Source organism: Novosphingobium sp., assembly GCF_040079535.1.
GTDB lineage: Bacteria > Pseudomonadota > Alphaproteobacteria > Sphingomonadales > Sphingomonadaceae > Novosphingobium.
In genome coordinates, this window is the sequence record NZ_JBEBKB010000001.1 from 21981 (window position 1) to 34227 (window position 12247).

The following is a 12247-nucleotide window of genomic DNA, read 5'->3' on the forward strand; positions in this document are numbered from 1 at the left end:
CCAAAGCACACCGGCAGGCGAATCGTCGGTTGGCGTGAAACTGGCGGTTTTCCATGACTTCATACGTATTCACATTTGGTGGCACTGCGCGCAGCCAAGACCCGCGCAGCCGTGACAAAACGATTGTCGGCGGCAAGGGTGCCAACCTGGCTGAAATGGCCGGGATCGGGCTGCCGGTGCCGCCGGGCTTCACCATTACCACCGAAGAATGCGTGCGCTATCTGGCCGAGGGCGGTGCGTTTTCAGACGCGCTTCAAGCCGAAGTTGCCACTGCGCTGGCGCACATCGAAGCCACCGTTGGCAAGAAGTTCGGCGATGCGGCCGATCCGCTGCTGGTCTCGGTCCGCTCTGGCGCGCGGGTTTCGATGCCGGGGATGATGGATACCGTGCTCAACCTGGGGCTAAACGATTCTACGGTTGAGGGACTGGCGACATCATCGGGCGATGCCCGCTTCGCCTGGGACAGCTATCGCCGCTTCATCCAGATGTATTCGGATGTGGTGCTGGGGCTGGATCACCACCTGTTCGAAGACGTGCTTGAAATAGCCAAGGAAGACAGCGGCTATTATGCCGATGTTGAGATGCAGGCTGAGGATTGGCAGGCGCTGGTTGGGCAATACAACACCATCGTTGAGGCCGAACTGGGCCGACCGTTTCCGCAGGACGTTCACGAACAGCTGTGGGGCGCAGTGCGCGCGGTGTTCGATAGCTGGGATTCAGACCGGGCCAAAGTATATCGCCGGATCAACGATATTTCGGGCGATTGGGGCACCGCGGTCAACGTGCAGGCGATGGTGTTTGGCAACATGGGCGATACTTCGGCCACCGGGGTTGCCTTTACCCGCGATCCGGCGACTGGCGAAAAGGCCTATTACGGGGAATGGCTGGTCAACGCGCAGGGTGAGGACGTGGTAGCCGGAATCCGAACACCGCAATACCTTACCAAAGCCAGCCGGACACGGGCCGGGGCCAAGCCGCTGAGCATGGAAGAGGCAATGCCAGCCGCCTATGCCGAATTGGCCGCTGTGTTCGAACTGCTTGAGAAGCATTACCGCGATATGCAGGATATCGAATTCACCGTGGAGCGCGGGCAGCTGTGGATGTTGCAGACCCGCAGCGGAAAGCGCACTGCCAAGGCCGCGCTCAAGATGGCGGTCGATATGGTCCACGAAGGACTGATCGATGAACGCGCCGCAATCGGGCGGATCGATCCGATGGCGCTCGATCAATTGCTTCACCCCACGCTTGATCCTGCTGCGGTGCGCGATGTGCTGGGCAAGGGGTTGCCGGCCAGCCCCGGCGCGGCATCAGGCGCAATTGTGCTGGATTCCGATAGCGCCCAAAACCTGGCCGATCGCGGTGATGCGGTGATCCTGGTCCGGTTGGAAACCAGCCCCGAAGACATCCACGGCATGCACGCCGCCAAAGGCATCCTGACCGCACGCGGCGGGATGACCAGCCATGCGGCAGTGGTGGCGCGCGGAATGGGGCGCCCGTGCGTTTCAGGCGCATCGGCGGTTTCAATCGATCTGGCCAGCCGCACGCTCAAGATCGGCAATCGCCAGTTGAAGGAAGGCGATCTGATTACGCTGGATGGCTCTACCGGTGAAGTGATGCTGGGCCTTGTGCCGACGATCGAACCCGAACTGGTCGGTGATTTTGGGATCTTGATGGGCTGGGCCGATCAGCACCGCCGGATGAAGGTGCGCACCAATGCCGAAACCCCGGCCGATTGCCGCATTGCCCGGCAATTTGGCGCCGAAGGGGTGGGGCTATGCCGCACCGAGCACATGTTTTTCGATGCCAGCCGGATTGCGTCGGTTCGCCAGATGATCCTGGCCGAGGATGAAACCAACCGCCGGGCTGCGCTGGCCAAGTTGCTGCCCGAACAGCGGGCTGATTTCCGCTCAATCTTCGAGGTTATGGCCGGCTTGCCGGTTACGATCCGGTTGCTCGATCCGCCGCTCCATGAATTCCTGCCGCATGCCGATGCCGAATTTGAAGAACTGTCCGATACGATCGGGATCGGGGTTGATACGCTGAAGCGCCGGGCGGCAGAATTGCATGAATTCAACCCGATGCTGGGGCACCGCGGCTGCCGATTGGGGATCACGTTCCCCGAGATCTACGAAATGCAGGCCCGCGCAATCTTTGAGGCGGCCTGTGATGTCGCAGCTGGCGGCGGCGAGGCTCCGGTACCCGAGGTGATGATCCCGCTGGTTGCCACAGCCAAGGAACTGGTGATCCTGAAGGCGCTGGTTGATCGCACGGCTGCGGCCGTGTTTGCCGAAAAGGGCACGCAGGTTGCCTATCATGTCGGCACCATGATCGAACTGCCGCGCGCGGCGCTGATGGCCGCAGAGATCGCCGAAGCGGGCGAATTTTTCAGCTTTGGCACCAACGATCTTACCCAGACGACGCTGGGCGTATCGCGCGATGATGCGGCGCGGTTCCTGGGGCCGTATGTTGAGCAGGGCATTTTCCCGCGCGATCCATTTGTTTCACTGGATATCGAAGGGGTTGGCCAACTGGTTGAAATGGCGGCAGAGCGCGGCCGCAAAACCCGGCCCGATATCAAGCTTGGGATCTGCGGCGAACATGGCGGTGATCCCGCAAGCATCGCGTTCTGCGAAAAGGTGGGCCTGGACTATGTCAGCGCCAGCCCATACCGGGTGCCCATTGCCCGGTTGGCGGCGGCGCAAGCGGCGCTGGGCTAACGCTTCCAGCCGGTCAGAGTCAGGATCTCGAAAGTCTCTGTCGTGCTGTAGCCAAAGGCTTCGCTGGCGATCCGCCGTTGCTGGCGGGTCAGCGCAGGGCCATGCCTCGCTAAGCAATTGCTGAGGCCCTGCGCGCGCAGATCAGCCACCAGGCTGTCCAGGCTTGAGAACCGCACCGCTAACGATCGGCTGTCCACAACCGGATCGGCCCAACCCGCGCGCTGGAGCAATTGCCCGCCGGCCCGGACGTCAACCGCAGGGTGGAGCCGCGGGGCCGGGCGATCTCCATCGGCGGCTAGCATTGCTTCGCGCAGGCCTTGAAGCGAGCCAGCGCCGACAAAGCTGGCCATGGCCAAGCCCCCGGGTGTCAAGGCATTGCGAATATGGATCAGCGCGCCGGGCAAGTCGTTTGCAGTATCAAGCGTGCCCAAGCTGGCAATGAAATCAAATGGCGCGAATGGAAGGGGCTGTTCCTGATCGAGCGATAACTCGTCGAAGACGGCATAGTGATCTGTGCGAAAAACTTCGGCTCCTTGAGCTTCGAGCCAGTTGCCCAATTCGTAAGTCCAGTCACCTACTACTAGTGCCCGAAGCGGCGTGACTCGCAGAAATCCAAGCCGATCGATGATGTCCGCAACCATATCGTCGATCAGATAGTGGGGGGAATTTTCAGTCTTTTTAGCGGCGCGAAACCGCCGTCGCGCCGCCATGCGGCGGGCGGGCGAAAAGATTACAGGTGGGGCAGCGGCTCTCACCGGCCAAGCCCTGCCTTGCCTCTGATGCGCTTGCAAGCGATACCGGCGCGGCCATGCAGGTCCATCCACTCATTGCGCCAGTCGTTGATCTGGTCTTTCCGCCGCGCTGTCCGCTGTGCGGCGATGGGCTGGCGGCGCAGACCGGGCTGTGTTCCGCTTGCTGGAGCGAGCTGGCCATTCCGGGCGAACCCAGTTGCGTCAGCTGCCGCCGTCCGCTGGATGCTGCGCAATCAGCTGGATCAATCTGCGCACCCTGCATGGCCAATCCGCCCAGACACGCCGGGATCGCGGCGGCCACGCTGTACAACGATGCCTCGCGCAAGCTGGTTCTGGCATTGAAGCACGGGCACCGGATCGCGCTTGCCCCGATGCTCGCACGGTTGATGGCGGCGCAGTTGCCAGAAGAAATCGGGCCGGATTGGCTGGCCGTGCCGGTGCCGCTGCACCGCTGGCGATTGTGGGGCCGGGGGTTCAACCAATCTGCACTGCTGGCCCGCGAACTGGCTGGGCTTCGCGGGGTGGAAGTGGGGATTGATGCGCTTGTCCGGCGCAAACGCACCCCGATGCTGGGCGGCCTGGGGCGCAGCGCGCGAGCGAAGGCCCTTTCGGGCGCGTTTGCGACTGGTAAAGGCTGGGAGGCACGGCTGAAAGGTGCGCAGGTGCTGCTGGTAGATGACGTTCTGACCAGCGGTGCAACCACCGACGCCTGCCTTTCGGTATTGTGGCGGGCCGGCGTGCGAAAGGTGATGATTACCTGTTTCGCCAGGGTCCTGGATGAAGCGCTGGATCACGTCTGAAAACGAAAACGCCCGGAACCGAAGTTCCGGGCGCCCTCGTGACGAAACTTTCCAGACGCCGCTTTCGCGATTTGATGGCTCCCCCTTTGGGCCATCTCGTCCGATCCCTCATGCGGTTTGCGGTCCCTGAACCTGAGCCTCTGCATTTCCGCGATGTCTAATTCCCCGATTGCCCCGGCCAATGGAAGCGCGAAGCGTTCGCAGCCAAGTTTTTGGTCGACACATGTGGTTATCTTGCAACAAGTGGGATCATGAACGGAATCGACAATCAGCAGGTTGAGCAGGGCAGTGCCTTCGTGCCCAAGTTTGATGCGCAGGGCTTGCTCTGTGCCGTCGCAATCGATGCGACCAGCCTGGAGGTGCTGATGGTTGCCTGGATGGATGCAGCGGCGCTTGATCGGACGATCGAGACCGGACTGGCCCATTTCCACTCGCGGTCACGCGGCAAGCTGTGGATGAAGGGCGAAACTTCGGGTCACGTGCTCAGGATCAAGGAAATGCGGGTCGATTGCGATCAGGATGCTTTGGTGTTGCTGGTCGATCCGGCGGGGCCGGCCTGCCACACGGGGGCACGCAGCTGCTTTTACAGGCGGCTTGAAGGCGGCGCGCTTGTTCGGGCCAGTTGATTGACGCTTACGTAAAGGTAAGGTAAGCATCCGGGCTATGGAAAGCCTTGCTGCCACGACAGCCGCCCACGATGGCGCGCATATCGATACGCCCGATGCGCTGGAGCGCGATCATTATGCGATATCGGATCTGACCAGCGAATTCGGAGTAACCGCGCGCGCATTGCGGTTCTACGAGGACGAAGGCCTGATTGCCCCCAACCGGGTTGGTTTGAACCGGGTCTATTCCAAACGTGATCGGGCCCGTCTCGCCTGGATACTGCGCGCCAAGAACGTTGGTTTTTCGCTGGTCGAAATCCGCGAGATGATTGATCTGTATGATCTGGGCGATGGCCGGGTGGAACAGCGCCGGGTCACGATCCAGCGTTGCCGCGAAAAGGTTGAACGCCTGCACCAGCAGCGCGAAGATATCGAAGCGGCGCTAGCCGAATTGAGCCAATTTATTGCGCTTGTCGAAAACATCGACCTTCCGACCCATACCGGCTGATCGCCAAAAGCACAGGACCAGACCCATGCCGATCTACAAAGCCCCTTCACGCGATACCCGGTTTGTTATCAACGAAGTTCTCAATCTGGAAAGCTATGGCAACTTGCCCGGTTTTGAGAATGCCAGTGCCGATATGATTGACGCGGTGGTGGAAGAATGCGGCAAGTTTACGTCTGAAGTTCTCGCTCCGCTGAACCAGTCGGGCGATCAGGAAGGTTGCACGCGCCATCCTGATGGCAGCGTCTCCACACCCAAGGGCTTCAAGCAGGCGCACGCCCAGTTTCGCGAGGCCGGGTGGGGCACGCTTTCCGCCCCTGAAGAGTTCGGCGGGCAGGGCATGCCGCATGTACTGGGGATGATGGCAGAGGAGTTCATTTCCTCGGCCAACCAGGCCTGGGGGATGTACCCGGGGCTTACTGGCGGCGCGATCGCCTCGATCCTGACCAAGGGCAGTGCGCAGCAGCAGGCCAAGTACCTGCCCAAGATGATTGCCAACGAATGGCTTGGCACCATGAACCTGACCGAGCCGCATTGCGGAACCGATCTGGGATTGCTGCGCACCCGCGCCGTTCCCCACGCCGATGGGTCTTTTGCGATTACCGGCACCAAGATATTCATTTCAGCGGGTGAGCATGATCTGACTGAAAACATCATCCATCTGGTGCTGGCCAAAACCCCCGATGCGCCCGATAGCACCAAGGGCATTTCGCTGTTTATCGTGCCCAAGGTGATGGTGAACGATGATGGATCGCTGGGCGCGCGTAATGCCGTTTCATGCGGCAGCATCGAACACAAGATGGGCATCCATGCCAATTCCACTTGCGTGATGAATTATGATGGCGCCACCGGCTATCTGGTTGGCGAGGAGAACAAGGGTCTGGCGGCCATGTTCATCATGATGAACGCCGCACGGCTTGGGGTTGGCATTCAAGGTCTGAGCCAGGCCGAGGCTGCCTATCAGAACGCTGTCAAATACGCAGCAGAGCGCCGCCAGGGCCGGGCGTTGACCGGCGCGGCTGAGCCTGCCGAAAAGGCCGACACGCTGTTCGTCCACCCTGACATCCGCCGGATGCTGATGGATGCCAAGGCCTTTACCGAAGGGATGCGGGCGTTTTGCCTGTGGGGCGCGCTGCAGGTCGATCTGGTCCACAAGGCCGCCAGCGAGGAAGACCGCCAGATGGCCGATGATCTGATCAGCCTGCTGACCCCGGTGATCAAGGGATACGGCACCGACAAGGGCTTTGATACCTGCGTCAATATGCAGCAGGTGTTTGGCGGGCACGGCTTTATCGAGGAATGGGGGATGAGCCAATTCGTCCGCGATTGCCGGATCACCCAGATCTATGAAGGCGCAAACGGGGTTCAGGCGATGGATCTGGTTGGCCGCAAGCTTGCCCAGAATGGCGGCCGCGCAGTTCAGGCGCTGTTTGCGCTGGTAGACCGCGAATGCGCCGAAGCCAAAAGCAAGCCAGAGCTGGAAAAGCTGGCGGGGCAGGTCGAAAAGGCCAATGCCGAGCTTAAGGCCGCGACGATGTGGTTCATGCAAAACGGCATGACCAATCCCAACCATGTAGGAGCAGGCGCACACCATTACATGCACATGATGGGGATTGTCAGCCTGGGGCTGATGTGGCTCAGGATGGGTGAAGTGGCAGTGGCCAAGCTGGCCGCTGGCAGTGATGATAAAGCCTTTTACGAAGCAAAGCTGACCACGGCGCGCTATTATGGTGAGCGTTTTACCCCCGATGCCGGGGCGCTGCGCCGCAAGTTGGAGGCAGGTTCGGACGCGGTGATGGCCTTGCCGATAGAGGCCTTTGCGACGGCCTGATCAAACCGGGCCGTGGGGGGAGCTGCCGCTCCCCCCAACAGTATCCTACATTCCGTCGAGCGCCTTGCTGACCAGGATGTTTACCGAAACCCGGCGATTTTGCGCGCGGCCTTCTGCTGTCGTGTTATCCGCCAGAGGATCGGATTCTGCCATGCCGGTTGGGGTCAGCATCCGGAACGGCTTCCAGCGGCAAACCTGCTGGAGGTAGTTGATCACCCGGCCTGCGCGCTTTTCGCTCAGCACCTGGTTGTAATCCTCGCTGCCGACGGAATCGGTGTAGCCCACCACCAGAATGAACGCGTTGTTCAAGCCTTCGGCCTGGCTGGCAGCGGCGCACAGTTCTTCCTTGGCCTGGCCCGAAAGCACGGTGGAGCCGGTATCGAAATAGACGTTGGTGGTGCCCTTGATATTGTACTGATCGATATCGCCCATCCGGCCGCGCAGAGCCTCGGTGGCGGCAGACTGTTCGTCAAATTGCTGCGCGGTGCCATTGCGGATCATCAGTGCGGTCTTGTAATCGCCATTCTTGAAGCTGACCTGGCTGGCATAAAGGCCATCGTCGGCCTTCACGGTCTTCACGGTAACCGGCAGACCGTTGAGCAGCGCATCGGGCGTCAACTTGGCCCCGCCGCCAAGGAAGCCGCCACTGGCCTTGATCTTGGTGCTGGGCGCAAGTCCGATGATGGTAACGGTGCCATCGGGTGAAGTGACCTTGATCTTGTCACCCGTACGCGCGGTAATCACACCCTTGATTTCAGGGCCGGCGGGCAGGCCGGCAAGGTTTGGAGCCGCTGTGCCATATACTGTCAGTTCGGCTTTGGGCGCTTCGGGCGCCTGGTCCTGCGCCAGCAGGCTGGTTGAAGCCGGCATCGACAGCGCGGCTAGCAAGACAAGGGCTCCGGCCCGATTGGATACGACACGCATTCAATTACTCCTTAACACCGCCCCCGGGGTCAAATTCGCGTTGTCTTGCAAACCTTGCTCCCAGATGAACAGAATCGCAAATATCACCGATTGTGCGGCTAAAAGGGGCGCACCGCGCGGTGAACCGAACGGGCATCGGCGCAATTCGGGTATCCAGGTTGCCCAGCAGCACTCACTCGGGCAGGAAGTCTGGCACCGAAAGATACCGTTCGCCGGTATCGTAATTGAAGCCCAGGACCCGGCTGCCAGCGGACAATTCAGCAAGCTTCTGCTTGATCGCGGCCAGCGTTGCCCCCGAACTGATCCCCACCAGCATGCCTTCACGGGTTGCGCACAGCCGGGCCATTTCCTTGGCGTCGGCCGGATCCACCTGGATCGCCCCATCGATTGCCTGGGTGTGAAGATTGGCTGGGATAAAGCCTGCACCGATCCCCTGGATCGGGTGCGGGGCGGGCTGCCCGCCAGAGATTACGGGCGAAAGCGTAGGCTCAACCGCCCAGGCCTTCATCGCCGGCCATTTGGCTTTGAGCGCCTCGGCGCAGCCGGTCAGGTGCCCGCCGGTGCCAACCCCGGTGATCAGGGCATCAATTGGGGTGTCCTTGAAATCGGCATAGATTTCTTGCGCGGTGGTGCGGACATGCACGGCAATGTTCGCCGGGTTTTCAAACTGCTGCGGCATCCACGCGCCCGGCGTGGCCTGGACCAATTCATGCGCGCGTTCGATCGCGCCTTTCATGCCCTTTTCACGCGGGGTCAGATCGAACGCAGCGCCATAGGCCAGCATTAACCGGCGGCGTTCGATCGACATGGAATCCGGCATCACCAAAACCAGCTTATAGCCCTTGACCGCAGCGGCCATGGCCAGACCGATGCCGGTGTTTCCGCTGGTTGGCTCAATAATCACCCCGCCGGGCTTCAGGCTGCCATCGGCCTCGGCGGCTTCGATCATCGCCAGGCCAATCCGATCCTTGATCGAACCACCGGGATTGGCGCGTTCAGCCTTTATCCAAACCTCATGATCGGGAAACAGCCGCGAAAGCCGGATGTGCGGGGTGTTGCCGATAGTGGCAAGGATGCTGTCAGCCTTCATGAAGCAGGTTCCTTATTTCGATATTGCGGGGCGAACGTTTTCGCCCGGAGGAGTTCAGGGAATTTAACAGCCCATACCGCGGTGACCAGAATAGCTCCTGCACCGCCCAACGCAACCGCTCCAACCGGCCCAAGCAGCGCGGCGGCAAGACCCGATTGCATCTCGCCCAATTCGTTGGACGCCGAAATTGCCAGTCCGGAAATCGATGAGACCCGCCCGCGCATTTCGTCGGGAGTGTTAAGCTGAACCAGCGTATTGCGGATGAACACCGAAATTGAATCAGCACCGCCAAGCAGCGAAAGCATCGAGAGCGAGAGCAGATAATTGGTCGATAGGCCGAAAACCATTGTGGCAAGTCCAAACACGGCCACCGCCCATAGCATCTTGGCACCCACATTGCGCACGATTGGCCGGAACCCCAGCCAGGTTGCCACCACCACCGCGCCCAGCGCCGGGGCAGCGCGCAGCAGACCCAGGCCTTCGTCGCCAACGTGCAGCACGTCATAGGCAAAGGCTGGCAGCATCGCGGTTGCTCCGCCCAGCAGCACTGCGAACAGATCAAGCGATACGCAGCCCAGCAAAAAGCGTTCGTGCCACACGAATTTGGCGCCATCGGCGATCAGCTTGAGCGGCGGCTCTTTTGCCGCTGCGGGCGGGGCACGGTGCCGGATCGCCAACAGCGCTACTACTCCCAAAGCCAGCAGCGCGGCGGAAAACGCATAGGGCAAGGCCTTGTCCGCGCCGAGCAGGAACCCGCCCAGCGCAGGCCCAATCACCGCTGCCGATTGCCAGGCAACCGAAGAAGTTGCGATTGCCTTTGGAAGCAAATCAGGCGGAACAACGTTTGGCGTGATCGCGCTCATCGCCGGGCCCATGAACACCCGTGCCGCACCATATCCAGCCGCCAGCACGAACAGCATTGGCAAGGTCAGCACAGCCTGGGCATTGGCCACCGCCAGAATCAACGCAATCAGCAGATCCACTGCGCAAGAGGCCGCGGCGACATAGCGCCGATCCATCCGATCGGCCAAAATGCCGGCCAGCGGGGTCAGGATCAGGAAGGGCACAAATTGCACCAGGCCCAGCAAGCCCAGCATGAACGAAGCCTCGGCCTCGCTCATCCCATATTGCGTGCGGCTGATCTGATATGTTTGCGCGCCGATTACCACGACCATCGCGGTGGTCGCCGCAGTGTTGATGAACCGCGCCAGCCAGATCAGGCGATAGTCACGGACTTGCAAGGGATGAGTGGGCGCATTCACCCAGCCGGAATGGCAGCGCGGCGCGCGCTTGCCAAGCGGTCAGATGCTATTGGGGTGGATACCCTGGCTTTAGCGGGATTTGCGCAGCCGCGGGTTGGGTTGCAGCGCATCGATCATCCGCATGAAATCGTCAAACCTGACGATCCGTTCGAACTGAAATCCTGCACGGCCTTCGCTGGCCCAGATCAGATGCGCTTCGATCCGGCCCACTTCGGGCAAACGGATCACCACGCGTTCGCCGCGGGTCAATTCCAGTGCACCGTCAGTCATGAAACCGTGCGCGGAAATGTTTACGACGTGCAGATGCACATCGCCCAACCGGCGGTGTTCGCCGATTACCTTGTGGTCCACCGGGTGCCGCGCCGCTCGGCGCAGATCGGTTACCGTCAGTTGAGCTCCTGCGCCCATGCTGTTCGTCGCCTCCCGGATAAAATCACAACGAGGGTCAAAATGGAGGACAAAGGCAAAGATTGGGTAAAAACCTGAAAAAAGCTGCCAGTCGGCAGGCAAAATCAGGCCGGTCTAAGTACACCGTGCTTCTTTTTCCCAGAAGAAACACGAACTTCGCTGGTTTCCTGATAGTTAATCCGGAAGGCCTCATCTTTCACAGATTCGCCATCAACCCGCGCTCCGCCGCCTGTGATAAGGCGTTTTGCCTCACCCCGGCTGGTCGCAAAGCCCAATTCGACCAGCGCATCGACCAGCGCTATGCCTTCTCGCGGCAGGATAGATTCGGGCAGTGCATCGCCCACTCCGCCGCCAGCAAAGGTTGCCGCAGCTGTGGCTTCGGCCTGATTGGCGGCAGCACTGCCGCGGCACATCCGGGTTATTTCATTGGCCAGCACAACTTTTGCCGAATTGATTTCGCTGCCTTCCAGCGCCTCGAGCCGGTTGATCTCATCCAGCGGCAGGTCGGTGAACAACCGCAGGAACTTGCCAACGTCGCGGTCATCCGCGTTGCGCCAGTATTGCCAGAAATCATAAGCCGGCAGGGCTTCTTCGTTTAGCCACACGGCGCCGGCCGCGGTCTTGCCCATCTTGGCGCCATCGGCGGTGGTCAGCAGCGGCGTGGTGACACCAAAAACTTCCTGTCCATCCATCCGGCGGGTCAGCTCAATCCCATTGATGATGTTGCCCCACTGATCGCTGCCGCCCATTTGCAGGCGCACGCCATCGTTCTTGGCCAGGTGCCGGAAATCATAACCTTGAAGGATCATGTAGTTGAATTCGAGGAAGGTCATCGGCTGCTCGCGATCAAGCCGCAACTTGACCGAATCGAAGGTCAGCATCCGGTTGATCGTGAAATGCGTGCCCACTTCCTGCAGCAGCTGGATATAGCCCAGCTGGCCCAGCCAATCGTGATTGTTGACCATCACCGCGTCGGTCGGCCCATCGCCAAAGGTGAGGTAGCGTTCGAACACCGTGCGGATCGAGGCGATGTTGGCGTCGATCGCTTCGTCGCTCAACATCTTGCGGCTTTCATCGCGCCCGGTGGGATCGCCGATCCGGGTGGTTCCGCCGCCCATCAGCACAACAGGTTTGTGCCCCGCCTGTTGCAGGCGGCGCAGCAGCATGATCTGCACCAGTGATCCGACATGCAGCGATGGCGCAGTAGCATCGAACCCGATATAGCCGGGGACGACCTGCGTGTTAGCAAGCTTGTCGAGCCCTTCGGCATCGGTAAGCTGATGGATGTAGCCGCGTTCATCGAGCAGGCGGAGCAGGGTTGAGGTGTAAGTCATGGCTGCCTTCTGATTTTCG

General features: G+C 60.8%; 11 protein-coding genes. 5 read left to right on the forward strand and 6 right to left on the reverse strand.

Annotated elements, in window-relative coordinates; all coding sequences use genetic code 11:
* Positions 1-53 precede the first annotated feature (53 nt).
* Entirely contained in the window at positions 54-2717 is a 2664-nt protein-coding gene (gene ppdK, locus ABL914_RS00120) for a pyruvate, phosphate dikinase (RefSeq protein ID WP_391561107.1), read from the forward strand.
* Here the strand turns inward: ppdK and ABL914_RS00125 are convergent.
* Positions 2714-3472 carry a methyltransferase gene (locus ABL914_RS00125; RefSeq protein WP_391561108.1) on the reverse strand — a complete coding sequence of 253 codons (759 nt, stop codon included), beginning with the start codon at positions 3470-3472 and terminating at the stop codon, positions 2714-2716. The two genes, ppdK and ABL914_RS00125, sit on opposite strands and share 4 nt — an antisense overlap.
* Positions 3473-3525: 53 nt before the next feature.
* Here ABL914_RS00125 and ABL914_RS00130 point away from each other — a divergent pair, with 53 nt between their 5' ends.
* The 4 genes from ABL914_RS00130 to ABL914_RS00145 all read left to right on the forward strand — a co-directional run bounded on the left by ABL914_RS00130 (position 3526) and on the right by ABL914_RS00145 (position 7210).
* Positions 3526-4269, forward strand: a complete 744-nt coding sequence (locus ABL914_RS00130) for a ComF family protein (protein ID WP_391561109.1) — start codon at positions 3526-3528, stop codon at positions 4267-4269.
* Between the two features lie 251 nt (positions 4270-4520).
* Positions 4521-4895, forward strand: a complete 375-nt coding sequence (gene hisI, locus ABL914_RS00135; RefSeq protein WP_391561110.1) for a phosphoribosyl-AMP cyclohydrolase — start codon at positions 4521-4523, stop codon at positions 4893-4895.
* A gap of 37 nt (positions 4896-4932) precedes the next feature.
* Complete coding sequence (locus tag ABL914_RS00140; protein WP_391561111.1) at positions 4933-5382, forward strand: MerR family DNA-binding transcriptional regulator; 450 nt, start codon at positions 4933-4935, stop codon at positions 5380-5382.
* Positions 5383-5407: 25 nt separating this feature from the next.
* Positions 5408-7210, forward strand: coding sequence for an acyl-CoA dehydrogenase C-terminal domain-containing protein (locus ABL914_RS00145; protein ID WP_391561112.1), 1803 nt, complete (start codon positions 5408-5410; stop codon positions 7208-7210).
* Positions 7211-7255: 45 nt separating this feature from the next.
* Here ABL914_RS00145 and ABL914_RS00150 read toward each other — a convergent pair whose 3' ends face one another.
* The 5 genes from ABL914_RS00150 to tyrS all read right to left on the reverse strand — a co-directional run bounded on the left by ABL914_RS00150 (position 7256) and on the right by tyrS (position 12228).
* Positions 7256-8134 (reverse strand): OmpA family protein, encoded by an 879-nt coding sequence (locus tag ABL914_RS00150; protein ID WP_391561113.1) that lies wholly within the window; start codon positions 8132-8134, stop codon positions 7256-7258.
* A gap of 172 nt (positions 8135-8306) precedes the next feature.
* Entirely contained in the window at positions 8307-9224 is a 918-nt protein-coding gene (gene cysK / locus ABL914_RS00155) for a cysteine synthase A (RefSeq protein WP_391561114.1), read from the reverse strand.
* A complete protein-coding gene (locus tag ABL914_RS00160) occupies positions 9221-10486 on the reverse strand; it encodes an MFS transporter (protein ID WP_391561115.1) in 1266 nt (421 codons plus the stop codon). Before ABL914_RS00160 ends, cysK begins: the two co-directional genes overlap by 4 nt.
* Positions 10487-10555: 69 nt before the next feature.
* Positions 10556-10894, reverse strand: a complete 339-nt coding sequence (locus tag ABL914_RS00165) for a PilZ domain-containing protein (RefSeq protein ID WP_391561116.1) — start codon at positions 10892-10894, stop codon at positions 10556-10558.
* Positions 10895-10998: 104 nt separating this feature from the next.
* Positions 10999-12228, reverse strand: coding sequence for a tyrosine--tRNA ligase (gene tyrS, locus ABL914_RS00170; RefSeq protein WP_391561117.1), 1230 nt, complete (start codon positions 12226-12228; stop codon positions 10999-11001).
* Between the last annotated feature and the right edge of the window lie 19 nt (positions 12229-12247).